Annotated in this window: 22 protein-coding genes; 11 read left to right on the forward strand and 11 right to left on the reverse strand. The window is 41.7% G+C overall.

Going from position 1 to position 23,788, the window contains the following annotated elements; translation table 11 throughout:
- Positions 1-31 precede the first annotated feature (31 nt).
- Complete coding sequence (locus AC1XUE_RS17795) at positions 32-1,492, reverse strand: gluconokinase (RefSeq protein WP_483357336.1); 1,461 nt, start codon at positions 1,490-1,492, stop codon at positions 32-34.
- Positions 1,493-1,697: 205 nt separating this feature from the next.
- On the opposite strand from AC1XUE_RS17795, the gene AC1XUE_RS17800 reads away from it, so the two are divergent.
- Positions 1,698-1,907 (forward strand): hypothetical protein, encoded by a 210-nt coding sequence (locus AC1XUE_RS17800; RefSeq protein ID WP_483357337.1) that lies wholly within the window; start codon positions 1,698-1,700, stop codon positions 1,905-1,907.
- Between the two features lie 39 nt (positions 1,908-1,946).
- Here the strand turns inward: AC1XUE_RS17800 and AC1XUE_RS17805 are convergent, their stop codons facing one another.
- Positions 1,947-3,179, reverse strand: coding sequence for a metallophosphoesterase family protein (locus tag AC1XUE_RS17805; protein ID WP_483357338.1), 1,233 nt, complete (start codon positions 3,177-3,179; stop codon positions 1,947-1,949).
- 191 nt (positions 3,180-3,370) lie between these two features.
- Between AC1XUE_RS17805 and AC1XUE_RS17810 the strand changes: the two genes are divergently transcribed.
- On the forward strand, positions 3,371-3,886 hold the full coding sequence (locus AC1XUE_RS17810) for a DinB family protein (protein ID WP_483357339.1): 516 nt from the start codon (positions 3,371-3,373) through the stop codon (positions 3,884-3,886).
- Between the two features lie 42 nt (positions 3,887-3,928).
- On the opposite strand, the gene AC1XUE_RS17815 is transcribed toward AC1XUE_RS17810, so the two are convergent.
- Positions 3,929-4,909, reverse strand: a complete 981-nt coding sequence (locus AC1XUE_RS17815) for a glycosyltransferase family 2 protein (protein WP_483357340.1) — start codon at positions 4,907-4,909, stop codon at positions 3,929-3,931.
- Positions 4,910-5,100: 191 nt separating this feature from the next.
- Between AC1XUE_RS17815 and pgeF the strand changes: the two genes are divergently transcribed.
- Complete coding sequence (pgeF, locus tag AC1XUE_RS17820; RefSeq protein WP_483357341.1) at positions 5,101-5,862, forward strand: peptidoglycan editing factor PgeF; 762 nt, start codon at positions 5,101-5,103, stop codon at positions 5,860-5,862.
- A gap of 10 nt (positions 5,863-5,872) precedes the next feature.
- Here the strand turns inward: pgeF and AC1XUE_RS17825 are convergent, their stop codons facing one another.
- From AC1XUE_RS17825 to AC1XUE_RS17845, 5 genes are all read right to left on the reverse strand, one after another.
- Positions 5,873-7,561 (reverse strand): lamin tail domain-containing protein, encoded by a 1,689-nt coding sequence (locus AC1XUE_RS17825; RefSeq protein WP_483357342.1) that lies wholly within the window; start codon positions 7,559-7,561, stop codon positions 5,873-5,875.
- Between the two features lie 112 nt (positions 7,562-7,673).
- Positions 7,674-8,165, reverse strand: a complete 492-nt coding sequence (locus tag AC1XUE_RS17830; protein ID WP_483357343.1) for a histone H1/H5 family protein, HCT subfamily — start codon at positions 8,163-8,165, stop codon at positions 7,674-7,676.
- A gap of 88 nt (positions 8,166-8,253) precedes the next feature.
- Positions 8,254-8,784, reverse strand: coding sequence for a TrmH family RNA methyltransferase (locus AC1XUE_RS17835; RefSeq protein ID WP_483357344.1), 531 nt, complete (start codon positions 8,782-8,784; stop codon positions 8,254-8,256).
- 86 nt (positions 8,785-8,870) lie between these two features.
- Positions 8,871-9,491: a response regulator transcription factor gene (locus tag AC1XUE_RS17840; RefSeq protein WP_483357345.1), complete on the reverse strand. Its 621-nt coding sequence runs from the start codon at positions 9,489-9,491 to the stop codon at positions 8,871-8,873.
- 486 nt (positions 9,492-9,977) lie between these two features.
- On the reverse strand, positions 9,978-10,133 hold the full coding sequence (locus AC1XUE_RS17845) for a hypothetical protein (protein WP_483357346.1): 156 nt from the start codon (positions 10,131-10,133) through the stop codon (positions 9,978-9,980).
- On the opposite strand from AC1XUE_RS17845, the gene AC1XUE_RS17850 reads away from it, so the two are divergent.
- From AC1XUE_RS17850 to AC1XUE_RS17860, 3 genes are all read left to right on the forward strand, one after another.
- Positions 10,126-10,794, forward strand: coding sequence for a GNAT family N-acetyltransferase (locus AC1XUE_RS17850; RefSeq protein ID WP_483357347.1), 669 nt, complete (start codon positions 10,126-10,128; stop codon positions 10,792-10,794). The genes AC1XUE_RS17845 and AC1XUE_RS17850 overlap by 8 nt on opposite strands.
- Positions 10,795-10,828: 34 nt before the next feature.
- Positions 10,829-11,071, forward strand: coding sequence for a T9SS type B sorting domain-containing protein (locus AC1XUE_RS17855; protein WP_483357348.1), 243 nt, complete (start codon positions 10,829-10,831; stop codon positions 11,069-11,071).
- A gap of 151 nt (positions 11,072-11,222) precedes the next feature.
- A complete protein-coding gene (locus AC1XUE_RS17860; protein WP_483357349.1) occupies positions 11,223-12,107 on the forward strand; it encodes an FkbM family methyltransferase in 885 nt (294 codons plus the stop codon).
- 11 nt (positions 12,108-12,118) lie between these two features.
- On the opposite strand, the gene AC1XUE_RS17865 is transcribed toward AC1XUE_RS17860, so the two are convergent.
- Genes AC1XUE_RS17865 through AC1XUE_RS17875 form a run of 3 tightly spaced genes read right to left on the reverse strand, consistent with a single transcriptional unit; the run spans position 12,119 to position 15,907 of the window.
- Positions 12,119-13,618, reverse strand: coding sequence for a lipopolysaccharide biosynthesis protein (locus tag AC1XUE_RS17865; RefSeq protein WP_483357350.1), 1,500 nt, complete (start codon positions 13,616-13,618; stop codon positions 12,119-12,121).
- 9 nt (positions 13,619-13,627) lie between these two features.
- Complete coding sequence (wecB, locus tag AC1XUE_RS17870; protein ID WP_483357351.1) at positions 13,628-14,728, reverse strand: non-hydrolyzing UDP-N-acetylglucosamine 2-epimerase; 1,101 nt, start codon at positions 14,726-14,728, stop codon at positions 13,628-13,630.
- 27 nt (positions 14,729-14,755) lie between these two features.
- Positions 14,756-15,907, reverse strand: a complete 1,152-nt coding sequence (locus AC1XUE_RS17875; protein WP_483357352.1) for a glycosyltransferase — start codon at positions 15,905-15,907, stop codon at positions 14,756-14,758.
- Positions 15,908-16,082: 175 nt separating this feature from the next.
- Between AC1XUE_RS17875 and AC1XUE_RS17880 the strand changes: the two genes are divergently transcribed.
- The 5 genes from AC1XUE_RS17880 (at position 16,083) to AC1XUE_RS17900 (ending at position 23,724) form a co-directional block, all read left to right on the forward strand.
- The gene (locus AC1XUE_RS17880; RefSeq protein WP_483357353.1) at positions 16,083-16,889 is read left to right on the forward strand and encodes an FkbM family methyltransferase; all 807 of its coding nucleotides are present in this window, start codon (positions 16,083-16,085) and stop codon (positions 16,887-16,889) included.
- Between the two features lie 99 nt (positions 16,890-16,988).
- Positions 16,989-18,260: a glycosyltransferase family 4 protein gene (locus tag AC1XUE_RS17885; RefSeq protein WP_483357354.1), complete on the forward strand. Its 1,272-nt coding sequence runs from the start codon at positions 16,989-16,991 to the stop codon at positions 18,258-18,260.
- The gene (locus AC1XUE_RS17890) at positions 18,251-19,015 is read left to right on the forward strand and encodes a glycosyltransferase family 2 protein (protein ID WP_483357355.1); all 765 of its coding nucleotides are present in this window, start codon (positions 18,251-18,253) and stop codon (positions 19,013-19,015) included. The genes AC1XUE_RS17885 and AC1XUE_RS17890 overlap by 10 nt, the downstream gene beginning before the upstream one ends.
- Before the next feature lie 255 nt (positions 19,016-19,270).
- On the forward strand, positions 19,271-22,348 hold the full coding sequence (locus AC1XUE_RS17895; protein WP_483357356.1) for a SusC/RagA family TonB-linked outer membrane protein: 3,078 nt from the start codon (positions 19,271-19,273) through the stop codon (positions 22,346-22,348).
- A 35-nt stretch (positions 22,349-22,383) separates the two neighbouring features.
- A complete protein-coding gene (locus AC1XUE_RS17900) occupies positions 22,384-23,724 on the forward strand; it encodes a RagB/SusD family nutrient uptake outer membrane protein (protein ID WP_483357357.1) in 1,341 nt (446 codons plus the stop codon).
- The last annotated feature ends 64 nt before the right edge of the window (positions 23,725-23,788 follow it).

The raw sequence follows: 23,788 nt of genomic DNA on the forward strand, positions 1-23,788 counted from the left end.
TTACTAATACTTTCAACGGTCAAAAAACAAGTTACACCGTATGCGTCAGCATTTGTTTTGATCCTTTGATAAACTTCTCTGTAAGGTCCCGGTACACTTTATTGTTTTGAATATTTGGTTCAAACTTCTGTCCCACCAATGTGAAGGCTTCCATATCAGCATAATTTTGATAAATTCCCAAAGCTTTCAGCCCCATCATAGCGGCACCCGCTGCACCAGTTTCCACCGTTTCATTCAAAACCACTTTCTTACCGAAAATATCAGATAATATCTGCACCCATATCGGACTTCTTGCAAAACCACCATTTGCATAAATGGTATCAATGCTCTGCATTTCGAGTAATACCTTACCAATTGTGTTCAGATTAAGCAAAATTCCTTCCATTACAGCCCTGGCAAAATGAGGTTTGGTGTGCTGTATATCCAATCCCGAAAAGCCGCCTCTTACTTCCGAGTTCCATAACGGTGCACGTTCGCCCAACAGATAAGGATAAAATAACAGGCCATCAGAACCAGCAGCTACTCCCTCAGCCTGTTTAAAAACTGCATCATACTCTTCGTTTACAAAAAAGGTATTCATCAGCCATTCAAAAATGACAGCTCCATTGTTGGACGGACCACCAAGAATATATGTTTTTTCATCCAGAACATAACAAAAAGTTTGCATCATCGGGTCAGTATAAGCCTTTTCAGAACAGATACGAACCGCAGCACTTGTACCAATTGTCACAGCCATGGATCCGGTTCTGATAGCTCCGCTTCCAAGATTCGCCAGGCAGCCATCGCTGGCGCCCATCACAATTGAGGTACCAGCGGGCAATCCGGTGGGATTACCTTCAACCAACTTTTCGGTATGATATGGAGAAACAGCTTCGGATAATTTCGAAGTTTTAAGACCCAACTTTTTCAGTGTGTATTCATCCCACTTCATTTCCCGGATGTTAAACATACCAGTGGCCGAAGCAATTGAATAATCGACGAGGAATTTCCCTGTAAGACGGTATACGATATATTCCTTGACACCTATGAACTTGTCCGTCTTTTTGAAAGTATCAGGATCATTCTTTTTAATCCACAACAACTTACAAACCGGAGCCATCGCGTGAATAGGCGTACCGTTGTGCTGGTATATTTTTTTACCCACGGGTGACGACCGTAACTTCAGGGCAATTTCGGAACTGCGGTTATCCGCCCAGATAATCAGGTTGCTCAGCTTTTTCCCATTTCTATCCATAGCCATCACACCATGCATGGCAGCACTAAAGCTGACTCCCAATACTTCTCCATGCTGACTGCAAGTGTCGAAAACGGTTTTGATTGTTTTACAGGCCGCACTAAAAATCGGCTCAGGATCCTGTTCACTCCAATCAGGTTTTGGATGATTCATACCATAGGTTTCACTATGCATCGTCAGGATTTCACCAGATTCGGCGTCGAACGCGACAGACTTTACATTTGTAGTACCAATATCACAACCAATAATGTAGGGCATTGCAACTGCTTTTTTAAGATAAACCGGAGAACTTACCGGAAGATTTTGTCAAAAACAAATGTAAGGATTGATCGGCTTCTACACACCGAAAAAGTAAATTCCATACATTCGGAACGACAAATTATTAAACTCTCTACTGAAAAATGGCCTTTATTTATTATTTTCGCAGCAGTATCATTTTAAGATTCAAATTTTACAAAGAACCATGTCTGACTTAACTCATACAGTACAAAGCCAACCGGAAGAAGCACCTAAAAGGCTTTCAGCTGCATCATATGTAATTGCATTTGTAGTACTTTTCCTTATACTTGCTGTTTTTGCAGATTTGTTTGTTTTCATCCTGGGAACTTTGGGTCTGATCGTAACATTCGCTGCACTGTATACTGAAACGGTTTCACACGACGCCCATCATTAATATCCGCGTTTACCGGAGCATATAAATCAAACGGTCAATTTATCTGAGATTATCCAGTTTACTGGTTATATTCCAGTCGAGTTGACCGTTTGTCATATCTACCTGCCAGTGTTCTTCGATCATGCAGGAATCTTCCAGGTCACGGTATTCGACTGTCAATTTTGCATCCTCCAGATTTAGTTTGACGAAGCCATTATAACCTAATTGGTGTCTTCGGATGGATTTACGAATGCGCCTGTCATATAGCATAATCTTTTGAACGTCTTCTTCTTTACGAGGCATTGCTATTTCAACCGGCAAACCCCCGTGGCCGATACATCTGCCATACGCAACCGGACCTTTTCCATATTGCGCCTTATTATAAACTACCAGTCGGTGATCGTGGCCCCAAAACCAGATAATTTCACGGGCAGCGGTGCCTAATAATTCCTGAATTTGTTCTGCAGGTTTGTGATACTGTTCCCGAAATGCAGAGATATAAGGATGATGGCTGAGTATCACTAATCCTCGCTTATCGTGAGGATCTCCGATTTTTACTACGTCACGCAGCCAATCAATCTGTTCTTTGCGAAGATGACAATCGGGTGGTGAAAGTACTTCCAAAAATGGCCGCCCTACTGATGTATATCCGGTGTCTATACCGATAATGCGCCAATGATCATTTTCCAGACAAAAGAAACCCGCCTGCTGTGTTTTACGTACCTTTCCCTGCTTTACATACATAGCAGGCAGCAAATGTTGAAAGAATGCATCACCATTGGAGTACATTTCATGGTTACCTGACAAGGCCAGACTTCCCGAGGCACCATAATACCACGATGCGTGAGGAGCTGTAAAGTTTACTTCAATTTCCTTCGGTGTGCCTACAAAATAGATATCTCCGAGATGTATTGTATAATCAGGCGCATAGCGGGCAACCAGATGGGCTACTGCATCAGATTCTGCCGTATCGCTTGCCCAATCCGAAAGTAATGCAATAGAAATCCCCTCCCTTGTCGGAATCGAAGACTGAAGGCGATATACACCATCATCTCCGTTGTTCGGATAGGCCTGATAAGCATGTCTTGGTCCAAAACGACTTTTGATATAATGCCATGCAAATCCAAAGAGATTGGCTTTAAAGAAGCCGGAAATTTTATTTGTGACCTCTGAAGTATTTTTAACATGCTCTTCATAAAGTTCCTGCTGTGTTTTGGCGTGGTTTTCCGCTTCGCTATGTCCCAGATCAAGATACTTCTCACTCCTTTTGTCAGGAGACTCGTTACTACTCATAAATGGCTTTTTTCAATAACTAAAAATGACATCACACTGTGTTTCAAAAGATTTAAAAATCGCGCCAAATCGAAAACGAATGGATTTGAGCAGACTCGTAAAATCAATAAACGTTTTCAATATTGGTAATAAAACAAGATCAGACTACCTTTCACCCTATTTTTATTCAAAACCATCAAACAATTATCAATATGAAAAAGATAATTCTAAGTTGTATGCTGGGGCTTGTGGCTTCAACCTTATTTGCTCAGACGCCAAAGGAAAAGCAAATTGCTGAATGGGAACGTGCAAAAGTTTATACACTCGAATATCTGGATACGATGCCGGAAGACGGCTACGCTTTTAAACCTGTAGCAGACATCCGTTCTTTTGCGGAACAAATGGATCACCTCGCTGACGCCAACTTCGCATTTGCTGCGGCTGCCTCGGGAAAGAAAAGTCCTATGGAAGAACCTGCCGAGAAGATGGCGGATCAATCGAAAAGTGCCGTTACCCGAGTAGTAATGAATAGCTATGACTTTACAATCGATGCTATCAAATCTATGAGTGATGAAGATTTTAATAAGAATGTCATGCTTTTTGGAATGAATGTAAAAGCAGGGGATGCACTTGAAAAATCATTTGAGCATCAAACGCATCACCGTGGACAAACTACGGTATATATCCGTCTGAAAGGTGTAACGCCACCAAAAGAAAGACTTTTTTGACAAAAAAAAATGCCCTTTCCGGAGGGCATTTTAAATTTCACTTCAGGATTTTGCTTTCAGGTTGTATACTGAAATTGCCAGAAAACTATAAGCCTTTAATGCAAATGGAGGCAGAACAAAATCTCTGATAATTTCCTTTTTCTTTTGCGGCGAAGGTTGCGCGAGCGAAATATACTTCAAAGCATATTTTGCGCGTGGCCAGTAACTGTTACCATAATCCTTGGAGAAGAGCAGCTTATAATAATATGTGGCAATATTCTTCTTCAAAACAGCATCATATTTATAATTGAATTCTTTGTTGATGTTGGAATACATCTGAATCCTGTTAAATAAAAAATCGGCACCATAATGATTGTCTGCAAAACTGGCCCCTCCCCTGTTTTTCCGATATACTGACATCACCTCATCAATATAACCGATCGGGCCACGACTGGCCAGCATAATATTGCGTGGAATATCTCCGCTCGTAGATAAATTGGTCCATTCAGGATCCGGATTTTTAGCGAAATCCTCTCTACGGAACATCAGGCTGGATGTAGCAATGAAACATAGTTCGTCTTCACCGATCAGATCATCTACTGTAATTTCAGGCTTGGTTAATGTATTAACAAGATGCGATGGCGCTGAATTATCGTCATAAATCGCCATGGCGTTGTGATAGCTTGCTGAATAATGAGGATTAGCGTCCAGCATTTCTACTTGCTTTTGTAGTTTGTGCGGAGAAGTAAGGTAATCGTCGCCATCAAACTGAGCAATATATTCTCCTTTTGCATTTGCAAAGGTATTGAGTGCATTATACTTCCCATTCAATCCGAGATTTTTAGACTGTAGCAGCAACCTTATTTTATCAGGGTATCGGCTTTGATAGTCCTTTAATATGGCAACGGTATTATCTTTTGAGCAGTCATCTCCCACCACAATTTCATAATCAAAAGTTGTTTCCTGCATGAGCAGTGAATCCAGCATTTTGGCTACGAACTTTTCATGGTTATAGGTTACAACACAAACACTAACTTTTATCATAAATCTGGTTTTTAGACGGTCAGATGTGGCGTAACACATTTTTACGAAATACAATGCATCCATGTTTTCATTGCTCTGACGGCACAAAGTTACTTTAATTGTTAGCAATAAAACCAGCAGGCTGCAGAATAGTAAGTACAAATCAGCCGTTTAAAACCTTAACTTTGACACCGGATCAAAACTGAATCATTTTGATAGACTCGAATAAAACTCTTTTCAGAAAGCCTGCTATTTTTAGAGATTATAAAAATGTAATAGCAGCAGAAAGTACCCGTCACGGTGGGGTGAGCAAGGCTCCTTTCAACTCACTCAATCTGGGAGGTTCCACTTCTGACAACCCGGAAAATGTAATTAAGAATAATCATCTGTTCTTTAATGCATTAGGAATAGATTTTAAACAGGTTGCCAAATCACATCAGGTACATGAAGCAGAGAGTTTACTTGTAGAACAAGCCGGTCGTTACGAAGGCTACGACGCGTTGATCACCCGCGTTGCCGGCTTACAACTCGCGGTTACTGTTGCAGACTGTACACCCATACTCATATTGGACCCTGTTCACCATGCAGTTGCTGCCATTCATGCTGGCTGGAGGGGGACTGTGAAACAAATTGTAGCGAAAACAATAGTTAAAATGCAGGAGAGCTTCGGAACCCTGGCAGAACATTGTGTCGCTTATGTCGGGACCTGTATTGACGAATGTTCATTTGAAGTAGGCGAAGAAGTAGCCGAACATTTTGAATCTCAACACAAGCGATGGGATAACGACCGAAAGAAATTTTTTATAGATCTCAAAAAGGCGAATGCAGATCAGTTGCGTTCAGTAGGGTTAAAGAGCGAAAATATAGAGATTTCTTCGTTCTCTACCGTTCTTCATAACGACGATTATTTTTCTTACAGAGCCGAAAATGGCACCACAGGAAGGATGTTGGCTACGATAGGGATATTACCCTGATTGCTTAAAACTATCTTTTGGCTACTACCACTTTACATCGGAAGTGTTGTTTACTACCATCAGTACTGAACATTTCGGCAACAATAAAGTAATAGCCAGTTTCCAGCACCAGACCTCTGTCATCTGTTCCGTCCCATTCCAAATACCCGTTCGTACCCATTAGCAGGTTATTGACAAGTAACCTCACCACCTTGCCATTGGTATTGAAAATGCGTAGAGTGGCCAATCTGCCTGCTACATTTTGCAGATAGGTAAGTTGTGTAACGTCATCAAATCCATCACCATCCGGCGTAAATATTTCCGGAATAGCTACAAAAGTATCCCCTGAATCTGCTCTTTTTAATTGAGAATTGGCATAACCCGGCGTAGCATAACCAACAGTTGAAGCAGCCGAATGCCAGTTCGATAAATCTCCCGAAGGTTTACGGGAGTCGAGTTTTTCCAACGAAACTCCCTTATAGTCTGCAAGTAATGCATGATGCATTTTTTCAGTATAGACCAATCGGTCAAATACAGTTTGATTTTGATTCTGCAAGAGTACTTCGCCTGATACATTGGCATACGCAGGAAAGGAAGGCATCTCTAACATATAGCGCGATTTTTCAGACGGGTACTGTTCCTTTACAATCGCTACGGCAGAAGTAAGCACGACATATCCCTGAGCAGGCAGGATTACATTCTGGTCGGTTATAGTGGCATATGAAATAGACCCGTTTGATCTTTTCGTACCTAATGACCAGTTTTTCAAGCTAATATGCCGGAATGAGGTATTGTACAATTCTACAAAATCTACTCCACCTTCAAATGGATTAAAGAGAATTTCGTTGATCACGATATCAGCAGAGTCTGCTTCTACCGGTAATGCAACCGTTCGCTGTTCTTCCCTTAATATATTTCCTGAGCAGTCTGCAATATTTCTAATTACGAGTCTGTATGTGTGGTCAGCTAAAACGGGCTCATCCAGGGTCAATGCCAATACTCGAAAATCCGGTAGCCGGACCTCTTTTCGCACTACTCTCCTACCAGAGAGTTCCGTAATGGCACCCGCAACGGCATTCAGACTATCCAATTTTTCATCAAAAATTAATAGTAATTCCTTGTTTCCGGAAACGTCAATCCTTTCCAATACAGGAGGCCGGGTGTCTGTTACCTGCTTTTGTATACTGTTTGCCTTACCAGGCGTACCTCCTGTTTCACTCACAGATGTTTGCCAGATATCACGCTCCCCACAGGGCGAACCAATATCAACCATTTCCAGCGCATATCCTCCATCTCCTTTAACCGCCTCCCACCACTTTGCCTGATAGGTCAGAGAATAAACCAGTTGGTTATGGGTATTAAATAACGACAATAACATGCCACTATTGGTCAGAGAAAATGTATTGAGTCCAATCACATCACCATACGGCTGGATGGCGTCCATATTATTTCTATGACAGACAATAGTGTAAGAATGCGGAAGAAGCGTTGAATCCGGAAGCTTTACAGATCTAGATCCCATTTGCAGTTTCCAGTTTTTGACGGATATTTCTTTATCTGAGTTGTTATAAATTTCAATATACTCCACAGCAGGAAGCTTTACAGTGGGTGTAGGATCTGCCATGATTTCAGTAATAAGCACCGTTTGATACGCCTGTCCTGAACTAAAAATGGGATATGAAAGAAAGATGGCTATGATGTGTACGATTATTCTTGCCATACCGAACTGATTTTACGTAGATACGCAGATTATCATGTCGGGTAACGATATGAGGCTATACAAAAAGGGCAATCTACCGTAGCAGATTGCCCTTCATATCTTCAAAATGTCTTTATTTCGTATCTTCTGAATTCTCTGATGTAACCTCAGGAGCTTTAACAGCAGGTTTAGCAGCGGCTTTTGCTACAGCAGGCTTAGCGGTTGCTTTTGGAGCTGCTTTGGATGTTGTTACAGGTTTTGCCGGAGCAGCAACCGGCACTTTGGTGGTCGCAGCAGCTACAAGCGCAGCTAATTTCTCAGATTTAACCGACTTCTTACCTTTCTTAGATTCGTTTTTATCTTTTGCTTTTTTCTCTACCTTTTTCGCAGCTTTTGATTTTGCCTTCAGCGTCTCCTTCTCAAACTTTGCTACTTTCTTTGCCAGCTTGGCAGCAGCTTTTTCAATTGATTTTTTTATCTTTTTTGAGCCAGATGATACTGAGTCGATTTTTACAGATAATGTTTCAGCAAGTTCAGAAGTTAACTTTTTTGTTGCGGATTTCATGATTTCAAATTTAAATTCCAGTAAATGAATAAAATGGCTGGCGAAAAACTGCTGATACAAAGACGATTAGCATTCCGTTCGAAACCGTTCAATACAACATGCAATTACACCTTAATCTAATATAAATTCCAAATTTTATGTATTATATTTATGTTATATTTTTTTTCACAAACTCCCACAATACGATACCTGCAGACACAGACACGTTGAAAGAATGTTTGGTACCAAATTGAGGTATTTCGATACAACCATCTGCAATTTCCATTACCCGATCAGAAACTCCTTCCACTTCATTCCCAAAAACGAAAGCATAAGGTTTCCCTGCAATGAAGTTATACTTTTCTAATAAGGTACTCCCTTCCGCCTGCTCTACCGCCAACACAGTGTAGCCACTTCTTTGCAAGTCGATTATGGTTACCACAACATCCTCTGCCTTTTCCCAGGCTACAGACAGCTCTGCTCCCAGTGCACTTCTGGTGATTTCTCTGTGCGGAGGCTGTTGAGTATATCCACCGAGAACAATCTTCTCAGCTTTAAGCGCATCGGCTGTCCGGAAAAACGACCCTATATTATTGAGGCTGCGTATATTATCAAGTATTATTACATAAGGAAACTTATCTGCTTCCCTGAACTCTTCTACCGACAAGCGGTCCATTTCATCAACCTCTAATTTTCTCATGCCAACTCATTTCAAATTATACGGCTATAAAAAAATAACCCTATACAAAGACAGGGTTATCAATATTGATTGCAGTATATATTGTTTTACTTTATTTTGGTGATCAGTTCAACAATGTTTTTCACACCCAATTTTTCAAAAATACGGGCTTTATAAGTACTAACGGTTGACAACTGCAGGTTCAGCTTTTCAGCAATTTTAGCAGTACCTAATCCTTCTTTAAGTAAATTCATTACATCCGTTTCCCTTGGAGATAAACTTACGATAGGATCCGGCAGGAATTCTTTGGGATTGATAAGCCGGTTGATATTCATTTGCTGCATTTCTTCACTCATGTACTTTTTATTATTCAGTACGCTCAATACAGCAGATTTAAACTCCTCTTCCGGAGCATCTTTGGATAAATAACCATCTGCACCAGCTTGTAGATACAGCAACCCATAGAGTTGTTCATCATAGCCTGAAAACATCAGAATCCTGGTTGAAGGCGACTTCGAACGGATTGCTTCTACCATCTTGGTGTTGTTACCACCGGGGATGTTGATGTCAAGTATGAGCAGATCGTATTGTTTTACACTAAGTTCGTTGATCAGAGCATCAAAATCTTCAACATCCGCAATTTCAGAATCTTCTATAAGAGACTGTAACAAATGTTTAGTACCAATTCTTACAACAGCATGATCTTCGGCAATAAGTATGTGTTTCATGTAATGGGTTAGATGCAAATAAATAAAGGGACTTCTTTCTATTTTATAAATTCAGCATAAGCTGTTCATCTGATAGAGTTTAAAAAAAGGGAAATTACCGAGGCTTCAAAAGTTTGCTCCAACGCCTATTTCGCTCTCATTTTACACAAAAATAACAATAGACACCATAATTAACATAATTATTTTGAATTTAGTATCTGTGCTATTGCGGTGACGAACAAATTCAACATCTGAAAATTTATTTTTGAAAACCGGCCGAAACCATTCATCGCTTCCTACGTCACATCTGATTTATTATCAACAATAAGATCACAAAGTAGAAAAACACACGCAAATGAATGATTACAAGCGATTTAAAAATAACTACTATAAAATTATTTCCCCTGAGGCCATAGAAAAAAATAAAATAAACTTCGACATTTTTCTCTATTTAACTACGGCCCATCTTGCGACCCAAACTAGAAGGCCCATTATTTATTTTCATTTTTATCGAAATACTTGCTCATCCCCGGCAGCTATTTTCCAATGTACAACTCCTTCAGACGGGGTCTGCCAGTCGCCTGCGTCGGCTCCGTTTGGCAGCATCCAGTGTCTGGACGATTGTTCGATAGAGGAAATTGACACTTTTGTTAAAATGATCATTAGACACTTGGAAGATAAGGATGCTAAAGAATTACAAATCAGACACTACGCCAACTGTTATGCTGAGATACATGCAAAACACCTGTCTGACATTTTCCTGGCTAACGGTTTTCAGTGTATTCAGAATAATGTCAATCATCACATTCCTGTATCCGCAAAAGAATTCCGTAGCATAATAAGTCCTGCTGAACGGCGAAGATTGAAAAAGTGCGAACGGGCAGCATTCACAACTCAGATAGCTACGGAGATAGCCCCGGAAAAGATTTACCATTTTTTGATTTATTGCCGTAGTATAAAGAACTATCAACTATCTCTCAGCCAGTCACAGTTAAAAATATTAATGACTACTTTCCCAACGCAGGTAAGGGCATTCACTGTAAGATCAGCAGAGAGCGTCATTGCACTGGCGGTCACTATACGTGTCAATACCCAAATCCTTTACAATTTCCTGGCTGATAGTCTTCCTGAATATGGCGGGTATAGTCCTATCGTTATGCTTACAGAGTGTATTTATAACTATTGTCGGCAGGAGGAAATAAGGATACTGGACCTTGGTACGTCCATGGATAAATGGGGACGGGAAAAGCAAAGTTTAATTCGTTTCAAAGAGCATATGGGAGGAATTCGAAGCGATAAAATGCAATTTGTGAGAAGGTTTTGAATTCAACTATTTTAATAGTAGATGAACTCCTCAATTGCTAGGGCCCAATTCCGATCAAATAAATGACACCTGGGAAATTTTCAATTTAGACGAATATACCGATGTTGAAGTATGGGTATACAATCGTTGGGGTGAAGTCATCTATTTTCCAAAAGGCTACTCAAATCCCTGGAGTTGCATGTATAAAGGCAAATTAGTTCAACCAGGTTTATATCATTACAGAATACTATCTGCACAAAAAACCGTAAAAACCGGTAAACTTTCCATTTTATCTTAAGCCATAAGAATACTTGTTATTTGATGAAGAAATAAAACCGGTGATGATACGCCAGGTGCACACACAACTATGATGTTAGGATTTTCAGTAACTTTGCCAGCCCGAAACAGGGGTAAAACCTGGCAGATACAATTGCCCTATCATAGTAAAAATGAAGATTAAGACCATAAAAACTGTACTTGACCATCCTTTGAATAAAAACAGAAAAGCACAGGCAATGCTTAGATTGTTAAAAAGAGGACTGATGATCAGGCTTCATACCCATCCTATGGTGTACCCTTTCGTATCAGGAACATCGCTTGTTGTAGAAAAAGGGATGTCAAGTGCCGAGCTACAGATATACACTGGTTTATATGATCATGTAGAAATGCTCTTTTTAATGCATTACCTACGCCCAGAAGATACTTTCGTTGATATTGGTGCTAATATCGGGGTATATTCTGTCCTGGCTTCAGGAGTTAGTGGAGCACAATCATTGGCATTTGAGCCTATACCATCTACATTTGATCGTCTGCGTAGAAACATTGTTTACAATAACCTGACAGAGAAAGCAAAGCTTTATAATATGGGTTTGGGAGATAAGGAGGAAATCTTGACTTTCTCCAATTCTCTTGATGCTATCAATCATGTTATTACCGATAGTAAGAATTTCTCCGGCTCTGTGATGAACGTACCTGTTAACTCCCTTGACAATCTTATGAAGGGATTGAGGCCTAATTTTCTTAAAATAGATGTAGAAGGTTTTGAGGCCAATGTTATCAATGGTGCAACGGAAACATTACAAAACCAAGCCTTGAATGTAATTGTGATGGAAACGAATGGCTTATCAGATCACTACCAGTTCGGGCAGGATTATATTCATAATAAGCTACTTTCGGCCAATTTTATCCCGTACGATTACGATCCTTATCAGAGAACACTTACTGCAATTTCAAAACCCAACACGGATAATACGATTTACATCAGAAATGTGGAGTTTGTTAGTCAGAGATTGAAAAATGGAATGAAAATCAAGATAGGCGACTTAACGATATAATTTCCACACTATTATTTAAAAAAACGTTGTTGCAACCCACGTACTAAACCATTAATTTCTTCCGAAACCTGGAGCTGAATGATGGCAAGTGCAAAAAGTATAGCTATACAACCAGAACGCAGCACTAATGCTATCATAGCCGAAAGAATAGTCTTATCGTAATGTGGAATGAGAAGGGTTAGTCCATACAAAATTGCCAGAATCACCGCAACTTTCAGACTTCCCATCGTGAATGGCATCACATCAAACTTCATCCATACAAAAGTCATACGGGTAACGGAATAGACCAGCGTAGTAAAAACTGTAGCCAGAGCCGCACCGATAAATCCGTATAGCGGAATGAGCCAGAGATTGAATGTTACGCCAAGTATAGCCGTTGTAATGATGAACAAAGTTGACCATCTGAAATATTTGGAATACATAATGATCTCAGAATTCAACCCTGTAGCAATATCGAAAACCTTCACGATGGCTAAAAACAACACTACATATTTCCCCTGGCTGTACGTATCTCCTTTCGGAATGAGATAAAAAATATCATCAATACTGGCCCAGATCAGAAGAAAGAAGAAACCACCGGCAATGAGCTGATTCAATGCTGATTTCTGGTTCATGACGCGGACATGACTATAATCTTCGCGGACCAATGCACCTGCCAAAAGCGGAATGGAAATCTGAGCAATAGCCTTTCTTGGGATTTCAATAATAGAGGCGATACTGGCCGCAATGATAAAAATACCTGTACTGACTAACCCTTCCTCTCCTGCGAGCATTGACTTGTCAATAAACAAAACAAGGTTAACTCCGATACCTCCCAGAATTGTAAAACTGCCGTAGCCCACCATTTGCTTCAGAAGCGCACCATTAAGAAAGTTCCGATCAGGCCACCGGAGATAGAGCTTTCCAAGTTTTTTGATGTAAACCAATAATAATACGACGGCGAACGCGTATGTTGCGATCATCAATCCCCACATGATATCGAAACTGATCCATCCCAGCCCATAGATCAGAACAAGCAACATATTCGCAATCCTCAGGTATACTTCCCGTATGAAATTTGGAATGGCAATGCGGGCATTATTTCTGCAGTAAGACTCCAGAACAGTAATATAAATCCAAAAGCCTGTGAGTGGTACCACCAGGAAATGGTACTTCAGGATCATGGGTGACTGCTCAGCGAAATAAGCTTTGATTTCAGGAGTGAAAAAAAGATAAGCCGCTGTAAATAACAATACACCAATAAAAGGCATAACGAGCAGAAAAGCAAGAATTCCTCTGTGTTGTTCATCGTCACTCCTGAAAAGAGAGAAAAATTTATCAACAATAAACGGAGTTCCAAGATGGGCAAAGGCGGCGAAAAGTAAACTGTTTTCAAACAAAAGTCTGGAAAGTGCCAGCTCTTCCACAGTAAGAAATTTGGTAGATACAAACATCTGATTGATGACGCCTATTCCTACCCCTATATATGAACCCAGCCCTGCCTTTAGACTCTGACGAACTACTATTCCCACCTCCGGCTGTTATTTAGCATATTTTTCTAACAATATTGCTGCAATACGTTCAGCAGCATGCCCGTCCCATAAGGGAGGCGTCTCCCCTTTTTTGGAACTACCATCCAAGACAGCACCAACCAGTTCTTTCACCGATACCGGATTCAGATCACTCTGCAGATAATTCGTTCCCATTTCCACAGTAACAGGCCGCTCTGTAGTCGCGCGGAAGGTGATACATGGCACTTTCAAAAACGTGGTTTCTTCCTGAATACCGCCTGAATCTGTCACGATAAGCTTTGCATTGGCCATCAGATGCAGAAATTCAAGATAGCCCTGCGGTTCCATCAATGTCACATTTTCAATGGATTCCAGCTCTTCCAGCAAACCATATGTTTCTATATTTTTTAGTGTACGCGGATGAACCGGGAAAAGCACCTTAGTTCTCGCAGCTGTATCTTTCAGAATAGCAAGGATATTTTTCAACCCAGCTGCATCATCCACATTACTGGGTCGGTGCATGGTTACCAGTACGTACTCGCCAAACTGCAATCCAAGTTCCTTAAGCAAGTTGAGTTGCGATGCTTTTTCACGGTAATGAACCAGTGAATCGATCATCACATTGCCTACAAAATGTACCTTTTCATCCGGAATGCTTTCCTTTTTGAGATTTACAAGACCTGCATTCTCTGTTACAAAAAGATCGTCAGAAATAGCGTCTGTCATAATCCTGTTGATTTCCTCAGGCATACGACGATCACCACTTCTCAGCCCCGCCTCCACATGCACCACCGGAACATGTTCCTTTACAGCTACCATGGCGCAGGCGATGGTGGAATTCACATCACCTACAACAAGTACCAGATCCGGCTTTTCTGCAAGCATTACCTGCTCGAATTCTACCATTATTTTGGCCGTCTGCTGAGTATGAGAACCTCCTCCTACCCCCAAAAAATAGTCTGGACGGGGTAATTCAAGCTGATTGAAGAACACGTCGGACATTTTTGAGTCATAGTGCTGGCCTGTATGGACGATTTTTGATTCGATCTGAGGATGTTTCAGGAACGCTCTGTGGAGCGGAGCCACTTTCATAAAATTAGGACGTGCACCGACAATGCTTAGAATTTTCATTTTTTGATATCAAATTGCTTTGGAAATTTACTGTTGCAGCACATACTGAAATGCAACAGTATATTCTCTCAATACGCTGTGAATATTTACTTCTTTTCTGATAATTTCCAGTGATCGCTCACCGAACAGTTTTACCCTTTCACCATCCTTCAAAAGCTTCTTAATGGAATCATCCAGACTCACCTGATCACCATTCTTAAAGTAATAACCATTATAATCCTCTCTGACAAGACGTTTCTCAGTTCCGTCCGCGACCGAACATACGACAGGCTTCGCAAAACACATCGCATCGTTGATAGACAGTCCGCCCATACCGCCCAATACATACACCGCCGAAGCATGAAGATAGCGACCCAGATTCAGAGATTCATAAACGCCACCAATAAACAAGACGCGGTCAGCAACGCCGAGTTCTATTGCAAGTTGTTTCAATGTCTCTTCTTCTGGTCCAAATCCGATCACCACCAGCTCTATATCAGGAAGATCGGCAGATAAATTTACAATGCTCTGTATCAACATATCAACCCGTTTCCATTTCACCAAACGACCCACGTGGATGATGCGATGCGGATTATGTGGTAGAATTGCCGGCTGCGTCAATACCTCATCATAAGTAGCGAGCAGCTCATCCGTATCAGGTGAATTCGCTGCTATAAATATTTTTTCGGCGGGCACACCATAACTTCCGGTGATGTTCCTGGCTTCATCAAAATAATTGATATGCGCATCGGCCATCGGCAAGTAGATTTTCCGCAGACAAGTGATCATGAAAAAGGAAAGATAGCCCTTCCAGTTTTTTCTGCCGCTTCCGAGATCCTCGGTGATATTTTGCCCTGAGTAGTAATATTCTTTACTCTTTCCCCAATAGGAAATATTGAAAGGTATGTCACGGCATATCAGCTTCGCGCCAAGTCCTTTCAGTTTTGAATAAAAGAATGGGTTGAGTACAAGCTGTAGAAAATAGGGCCAGGCAGACATCACAATGATGTCCGGCTTTATTTCTTCCAATGTAGGAATAAGATCTTTAAAAAACGGTTTCCCATACCAGGTGTTATATTCAGGAAGTTCGATGAGCCTGAATTTCGTTGCCGAATCAGCCTCCTTTACTCCTGATCCTACTGCTTTGCTTTTCTGACTGGGCTTGATCAGAATCAAATCAGTTCCGTATTCGGAGACCATTTTATTCAGGATCAAGGTAAAATAATGCGGAAGCCCCGCCATAACAAAACAAACACGCATGTGCCAGATCGAAATTGGATAATAGCTGCAAAAGTACACAAACGAAAGTAATTTTAAGGACAGCTTCAATCTTTGCCCTATCTTCGCTTTGAAATTTACTGCCTAATCCAATTTCATGTACTGGCTGCGCTATTTACTTAAGGAACCTTTCCAGGCATTACGAACTGCCCGGGACAGAGAATTCATCAAACTTCTTCTAAAATATGGCAATGCCAAACGACACACCCGTACGCACGTCAGTTTTGGAAAATACCAACTGGAAGTACCGGACGTGATGTCATTTTTATGGCAATACAAAGAAATTTATGCGGATGAATTCTACCTTTTCAATTCCGATAATCCGGCTCCCGTTATACTCGACTGTGGTGCTAATATTGGCATGAGTGTATTGTATTTCAAGGAATTATATCCAGACGCAAAGATAAGCGCATTTGAAGCTGAGCCGGAAATCATACAGTTGCTTCGCTCCAATCTGATTCGTAATCAAATTGACGACGTAGAAATTATCCCAAAAGCAGTATGGAAGGATACAGAAGGGATCTGGTTTGGAAGTGAATCTGCAGATTCTTCATCCATTTACTCCAAAGCAAAAAAAAAGCTGATTCCTTCGATCAGACTAAAGGATTGCCTGGAAAAAGAAAGTTCGGTTGACTTCCTGAAAATAGATATTGAAGGTGCGGAAATTGAGGTGCTGGAAGACTGTAAAAATGCAATGAGCCATGTCAAAAACCTCTTTGTTGAATTCCATTCTTATATAGGGAATCCACAGGGACTTGCGGATGTGATTCGTGTGTTCGAAGAAAACGGTTTCCGGTATTTTATCGATACCAATCAGCATCGTAACCGCCCATTTGTAAACCACCGCTACAGGGGTAATGATGTGATGGACCTTCAGCTGAACATATTCGGTTGGCGTGAATAGGAAACTCCTACACATGATCCAAAATTCGAATAATCATTATATCTGTTTAATTTTGTTCTATCCGGGCAGCAAGTCACCCGGTTGCTATTCCTACGGCTTATGATTTTGCATTTGAGTACTTTTCATCTTGAAGGAGGAGCCGGAGTGGCTGCTACCCGTTTACATCGGGCCTTGCTTCGTAACGGCGAAGATTCTCACATGCTTATTTCCGGCGTAAAAGATAGTGAACCCGGCGTCACCGATCTGATCACTTCCAAATGGGAATCGCATAAATCATTTTTCAGATTTGTTGAGGAACGTATCTATTTCTATCCTCAGGAAAAAGATAGTAGCGTCCGTTTCGCTTTTTCACCATCTGTTGCAGGTACCGACATCAGTAAGCATCCACTCGTACAGCAAGCCGATATCATCCATTTGCACTGGATTAATTTTGGATTTCTGTCGATGGATTCACTGGATCGCTTGTTCGCTCTGGACAAACCAGTTGTTTGGACGCTCCATGACATGTGGGCGTTCACTGGCGGGTGCCACTACAGCCGAGGATGTGACAATTATCTGACGCACTGCGAGTACTGTCCGTATCTGGCCAAACCGGATTTATACGACATCTCTTTTTCTCAGTTTGAAAAAAAAGCGGAAATTTATACGAATACAAATCTGACACTCGTATCACCAAGCGAATGGCTCTCCAACCTGACCAAACAAGCTGCACTGACCCAAAACCTAACTTCAGCATGTATTCCGAATTGCATCGATACCGACTTTTTTACTCCCGGAGATCAGTATAACATCAAGGCTGAACTGGGACTACCTACCGACAAAAAACTGCTTCTCTTCGCTGGTGCCAATACGCAGGATCCAAGAAAAGGATTTGTATACTTTAAAGAGGCCATGAAGCAATATAGCGCCGAAAAACAAGATGTTGAGGTACTTATTTTCGGAAAATCGGGTAACAATAGTTTCGATGCTTTTCCGGTACCTGTGCATTACCTTGGTAAGATCACTGAGCCGAAGCAAATGGTTCAGATATACAATGCTGCCGACATGATCATCGTGCCATCTCTGGAAGATAACCTCCCTAATACCATTATGGAAGCAATGGCTTGTGGCACACCTGCGGTCGGATTTGTAACAGGCGGTATCCCTGAAATGATCGATCATCTGAGCAATGGATATGTAGCCGACCTGAAATCAGCGAATTCCCTGACGGATGGAATAAACTGGGTATTGGAACACAATTCAGATCAATCAGTATCATTTGCGGCGCGGCAAAAAGTAATCAGTACTTACAGTGAGCAAATTGTAACAAGCCAGTACAGCAGGTTGTACACGGATATGTTACATCACCAAACAACTGCAAAATGCCGCTGATCACAATTGTTACCATTACTTACAACGCAGAAAAATATCTCGGGCGGACTCTGAAAAGCGTTCAAGATGCGTTGAAGCATATTGATCCTGCATCCCTGGAATATCTGATTATAGATGGCAAATCAAAGGACAATACCCTTACCATAGCGCAAAACTATAGCTTTATCAGTAAAGTTATCTCCGAGCCGGACAAAGGCTTATATGACGCCATGAACAAAGGCCTCCTCCTGGCAACCGGTAAATACATCTGGTTTCTGAATGCAGGGGACGAAATATATGATTCGGCAGTGTTACACAAACTCGGTTCACAACTGAGTCAAGATCCAGATATTTGTTACAGCGACGCCATGTTTGTCAGAGAAGACGGCACCGAAGTGGGACTTCGCAGTAAATTCACGCCTCACGATTTACCAGATCATCTGCAATGGCGGGATTTCAAATACGGTATGAAAGTGTGTCATCAGGCGTTCATTGTCAAAAAATCGCTCGCTCCCGAATATGACATTAATAACCTCAGCGCCGATATCGACTGGGAAATTACTTGTCTGAAAAAGGCGGACACCATTGTTTCGCTCCACTTTGTACTCTGCAAGTACCTTCTGGGCGGCACATCTGTACAAAACCACAAACGTTCCCTCACCGATCGCTTCAAAGTACTCCGTAAACACTTCGGTCTTTTCCCTACCCTATTTAATCATTTTTTTATTTTCTGGCGGGGTTATCGCTTTGTACAGAAAAATGGGAAGTACTGGTAAAATACTATCCCTAAACATCATCCTGATAACGATTAGCTACCTTTCATATCCCCCGATTCGGGCAGGTGTATATACGCTTTCATGGGTCAGTATTGTACTAATACAAGAATATTCCCTGAAAAGCTTGCACAAATATTATTTAACTGACAATTTTTATTCTTGACAATCTAAATAATAAAAGACAAATATTTCGCGAGTCTAACATTAACACTACATTTGTTCCGTAAAAAATCCTAATTACCAAATTTAACAATTATGAGGAAAACCTTTATTATAACAGTTTTCTGTCTCCTGATCACATGCCTCTATGGGTATGGACAATCATTTTCGGTGAGTGGAAAAATCGTCACATCGGAGGATGAAACTTCGCTGGCGGGTGTAACAATTCAGGAAAAAGGAACTACAAATGGTAGTCAGAGTGATGCTGAAGGACGTTATTCTCTTCAGGTAAGCTCGCCCAATGCAACGCTGATATTCAGCTTTGTAGGTATGGTTTCAAAAGAAGAGCTGGTAGGTAACCGCAGTGTAATCGATGTAAAACTAACCTCAGATTCCAGAAGTTTAGGCGAGGTTGTGGTTACCGGATTTGGTTCGCAAATCAAAAGAGATTTGACCGGGAATATCGCCAGTATTAAAGGTGCGGATATCCAGAATACTCCTGTTCCTAACTTCAATCAGGCACTGCAAGGCCGTGCAGCAGGTGTATTTGTAGAGTCCAATAGCGGCAAGGTGGGTGAAGGTATCAAAGTACGTATCCGCGGTACGGGTTCGATCAGCGCATCTAATGATCCATTGTACGTAATTGACGGTATACCTGTAAACTCTTCCGCACTTGCAGGATCAGCCACATCAGGTAATTCTCCGGCACCTTCGGGAAACCCTCTGGCAGATATCAATTTCAACGATATTGAATCATTTGAAATACTAAAAGATGCATCAGCATCAGCTATTTACGGATCAAGAGCTGCGAATGGTGTAGTTTTGATTACTACGAAAAAAGGTAAATCAGGTAAAACAAGCCTTACTGCCAATGTTCAGTATGGTTTCAACAAACCAACGCATTTACGCGGATTCCTGAATGCGAAGCAATATGTGGAATTGCTTCGTGAAGCAGCCATTAACTCTGATGCACTGGAGGGTATTAACTCCACAGATCCTGCTCAATATGAAGACTCATGGCTTGAATCAGCTGAAGGACGTTTGGACAGATATTCAGGAGGAACGGACTGGAGAACGCAGCAAACAAATACCAACTGGGAGAAACTGGCATTTAACGACGCGTCCAGAACCAAGATATTTGACATCAACGCATCCGGCGGAAATGAAAAAACCAGATTTTACATCAGCGCGGGTTACAATGACCAGGACGGTATTCTGATCGGTAACGACTTCAAAAGACTTTCAGGACGTATCAATCTTGATCACGATATCAATTCACGTCTGAAAATCGGATTCAACATGGGTCTGTCGAGAACCATCGCGAACCGTTTGGCGCAAGACAACCAATTTTCATCCCCCATGCAGATCATCGCATTGGCACCGATTACACCTGTACGTAATGCTGCCGGTGAGATCAACGACCGCCCGGTAACAACCTATTACAACCCTTTGATGGAGTTGGGCAACAAGAAATTCCAGACAACCGGTTACAGAAATATCGGGAGCACTTATCTTGCCTACAACATTGTCAAAGGACTTACGTTCAGAACTGAATTTGGTTTTGATATACTAAATCAGGATGAAGATATTTTTTCAGGTGTAAAAACCGAGGTAGGACAATCTGTAAACGGACAAGGTTCAAGCTATTTTTACCGTACAGTTAACTACAACACGAACAACTATTTCAACTATAATATCCTGAAAGACAAGCACAGCATCGACCTGACAGCTGGTATGTCTTTCCAGAACTATAAGGATGACCGTAACTCAGTAACAGGACAGGATTTCCCTGTTGATGACCTGAAGAAAATTGAAAGTGCCGGAAAAATTACAGCGGGGTATTCTACCTCAACAGAATCTTCCTTCCTTTCTTACTTCGGTAGAGCCAATTACAAATTCAACGATCGTTACCTGCTATCTGTCAGCGGGCGTGTTGATGGTTCATCCAAATTCGGAAAAGACAGCCAATACGGTTTCTTCCCTGCCGTATCGGGAGGCTGGGTAATTTCAGAAGAATCCTTCCTGGCTACAAACAATACAATCAGTTTCCTTAAACTGAGAGGTAGCTGGGGTATAACCGGTAATGCTGATGGTTTTGGTGATTTCAAACAACTGGCACTTTGGGGTGGCTCTAAGTATGGCGGATCATCAGGACTTATTCCTACACAGCTGGCCAACCCTGACCTGAAATGGGAAAAATCAAATCAGATTGATTTTGGTCTTGACTTCGGTCTTTTCAAAAACCGTCTTTCAGGGGAAATCGATTATTACGTAAAAGATACAAAAGACCTGATCTACAATGTACCCGTTGCGGGAACTTCCGGATTTGCCACGCAGACAGCCAATATCGGTTCTATGCAAAACAAAGGAGTTGAGTTCGTGTTGAACTCTACCAACCTTTCAGGAGGACCGGTAACCTGGACAACCAGTCTGAACCTTTCCAGAAACATCAACAAGCTTACCAAGCTGGATGGAGAAACTCAGCTTCTGCCTGGTAACGACGGACGATTCCTGAACTCACTTATTGTCGGAGAATCAATAGGTGTTTTCTACGGACCTAAATATGCTGGTGTTGATCCTGCAAACGGAGATGCTTTGTATTACACTGAGAATAATGAAACAACCAACGACTACAATGCTGCAGGCAATTTCGTTGTTGGAAATCCTAATCCGGACTGGATTGGCGGATTAACCAATACGGTAGGATACAAAGGTGTAGAGCTGAGCTTCTTGTTTCAGGGAGTATTCGGAAACCAGGTTACCAACGGTGCCGGCGGATTTATGACTTCCAGCTTTGACTGGTACGACAACCAGACTCTTGAAACGCTGGACAGATGGCAGAAACCAGGTGATATCACCAATGAACCACAACTTCGTCTTGCCGGAGGAAATGGTACATCTGCTTCCAGCAGATACGTGTACGACGCTTCGTATGTTCGCCTTAAAAACATTACCCTGAGCTACAAATTACCTCAGGCCGTATTACAAAAAATGAAACTTAGTTCACTGCGCCTGTATGTTACGGGTGTAAACCTGCTCACTTTCACCAAATATCCGGGATGGGATCCTGAGGTAAACACCGACTATCGTGCAGGTAACCGTAACCAGGGTAGTGATTTTTACGCTGCTCCGCAAATCAAATCCCTGACATTTGGATTAAGCCTCGGACTTTAATCCTGAACAAAGTTAACAACCGAAAATATCAGACTATGAAAAGATATAATGCAATCATACTAGGTACCATGCTCCTTCTTTCATCCTGCGCCGGAAAGCTTGATCTGTTGCCGCAACAGGAGGTAGATAGTGAAACTGTACTTAATTCCGACACCAACATTAAAAGAGCCCTGGCCGGAGCTTACGACGCAATCAGCGACGCCTTTGTACTCGGAGGCGACATGGCGTTATTTTCTGAACTTCTTGCTTCTAACAGCGAGATAGCCTGGGAAGGTACCTACAACCAGCCACGGGATGTGTACCGGAAATCAATTTTGGTAAATAATAGCTTTGTTCGTGATATTTGGCTGGAATCCTACAAAACCATCAATATTGCAAACAATGTTCTGAGCGCTGTAGACAGAGTAAACGAAGCAGATCAGGACCGCGTAAAGGGAGAAGCTTTGCTGTTGCGTGCTATTACCTTTTTCGAGCTTGTTCAACTATACGCTTTACCTTACAGTGCAGGCAACACAGGTTCCAATCCCGGACTCCCACTCGTGCTGGAACCAACTATAGCAGCAGAACCGGGAAAAATTGTAACAAGAGCTTCTGTAGAAGCAACTTATGCCCAAATTATCCAGGATGCTGTAGAAGCTGAAAGCTTGCTGCCTGAAACCAATGGAATTTATCTGAACCAGATTGCCGCCAATGCCTATTTGTCAAGAATTTACCTTCAAAAGGCGGACTATGCGAAGGCACTGGCTGCTGCTAACAAAGGGATTTCACTCGCTACTTCGAATGGAATGGCATTAACTACAACTTATGCAGCTGCTTTCAATAACGCTGCCAACTCTGTAGAAGACATTTTTGCGATTCAAGTGAGTGATCAGGACGGAGACAATGACATGCAGCTTTTCTGGTCAATTCCTCAGTATGGAGGACGCGACGGGGATGTGTCCGTGCAGACCAAACACCTTAATCTTTACGAAGCAGCAGATGCACGTCTGAAGTTGTTTTATGAGGGGTCAGGAGCTGTAAGAAGTGGTAAATGGATGTTACAATTCAAGAATATTCCAGCTTTCCGCTTAGCCGAGCTTTATCTCACCCGCGCTGAGTCCAATCAAAGACTTTCATCACAGCTTGGTGCAACGCCTGCTGCAGATCTTAATCTGATTCGCAGACGTGTTGGTCTCACTGCCATTACTGCTCCTACATTAGACATTATCCTGAAAGAACGTAAGCTTGAACTAGCCCACGAAGGACAAGGTATTCATGACCTGAAACGTTTGAAACAGAACTCTGACAACCTTGCTTATGACGCCAATTCTCTGGTGTTGCCGATACCTCAGCGCGAGGTAGATGCATCAGGAATCGTGCAGAATAAAGGATATTAAAAATTACTCTGAATGCAAAAAACACGCCTCATCACGAAGCGTGTTTTTTTGTGCCCTATATATT

It is taken from the genome of Dyadobacter sp. HNCC25DJ187 (assembly GCF_056895255.1).

What these genes read in the sequence shown, in the direction of transcription:
- AC1XUE_RS17795 (WP_483357336.1), bottom strand. Translation starts at nt 1,492, where the DNA reads ATGCCCTACATTATTGGTTGTGATATTGGTACTACAAATGTAAAGTCT.
- AC1XUE_RS17800 (WP_483357337.1), top strand. Translation starts at nt 1,698, where the DNA reads ATGTCTGACTTAACTCATACAGTACAAAGCCAACCGGAAGAAGCACCT.
- AC1XUE_RS17805 (WP_483357338.1), bottom strand. Translation starts at nt 3,179, where the DNA reads ATGAGTAGTAACGAGTCTCCTGACAAAAGGAGTGAGAAGTATCTTGAT.
- AC1XUE_RS17810 (WP_483357339.1), top strand. Translation starts at nt 3,371, where the DNA reads ATGAAAAAGATAATTCTAAGTTGTATGCTGGGGCTTGTGGCTTCAACC.
- AC1XUE_RS17815 (WP_483357340.1), bottom strand. Translation starts at nt 4,909, where the DNA reads ATGATAAAAGTTAGTGTTTGTGTTGTAACCTATAACCATGAAAAGTTC.
- AC1XUE_RS17825 (WP_483357342.1), bottom strand. Translation starts at nt 7,561, where the DNA reads ATGGCAAGAATAATCGTACACATCATAGCCATCTTTCTTTCATATCCC.
- AC1XUE_RS17835 (WP_483357344.1), bottom strand. Translation starts at nt 8,784, where the DNA reads ATGAGAAAATTAGAGGTTGATGAAATGGACCGCTTGTCGGTAGAAGAG.
- AC1XUE_RS17840 (WP_483357345.1), bottom strand. Translation starts at nt 9,491, where the DNA reads ATGAAACACATACTTATTGCCGAAGATCATGCTGTTGTAAGAATTGGT.
- AC1XUE_RS17850 (WP_483357347.1), top strand. Translation starts at nt 10,126, where the DNA reads ATGATCATTAGACACTTGGAAGATAAGGATGCTAAAGAATTACAAATC.
- AC1XUE_RS17845 (WP_483357346.1), bottom strand. Translation starts at nt 10,133, where the DNA reads ATGATCATTTTAACAAAAGTGTCAATTTCCTCTATCGAACAATCGTCC.
- AC1XUE_RS17860 (WP_483357349.1), top strand. Translation starts at nt 11,223, where the DNA reads ATGAAGATTAAGACCATAAAAACTGTACTTGACCATCCTTTGAATAAA.
- wecB (WP_483357351.1), bottom strand. Translation starts at nt 14,728, where the DNA reads ATGAAAATTCTAAGCATTGTCGGTGCACGTCCTAATTTTATGAAAGTG.
- AC1XUE_RS17875 (WP_483357352.1), bottom strand. Translation starts at nt 15,907, where the DNA reads ATGGTCTCCGAATACGGAACTGATTTGATTCTGATCAAGCCCAGTCAG.
- AC1XUE_RS17880 (WP_483357353.1), top strand. Translation starts at nt 16,083, where the DNA reads ATGTACTGGCTGCGCTATTTACTTAAGGAACCTTTCCAGGCATTACGA.
- AC1XUE_RS17885 (WP_483357354.1), top strand. Translation starts at nt 16,989, where the DNA reads ATGATTTTGCATTTGAGTACTTTTCATCTTGAAGGAGGAGCCGGAGTG.
- AC1XUE_RS17890 (WP_483357355.1), top strand. Translation starts at nt 18,251, where the DNA reads ATGCCGCTGATCACAATTGTTACCATTACTTACAACGCAGAAAAATAT.
- AC1XUE_RS17895 (WP_483357356.1), top strand. Translation starts at nt 19,271, where the DNA reads ATGAGGAAAACCTTTATTATAACAGTTTTCTGTCTCCTGATCACATGC.
- AC1XUE_RS17900 (WP_483357357.1), top strand. Translation starts at nt 22,384, where the DNA reads ATGAAAAGATATAATGCAATCATACTAGGTACCATGCTCCTTCTTTCA.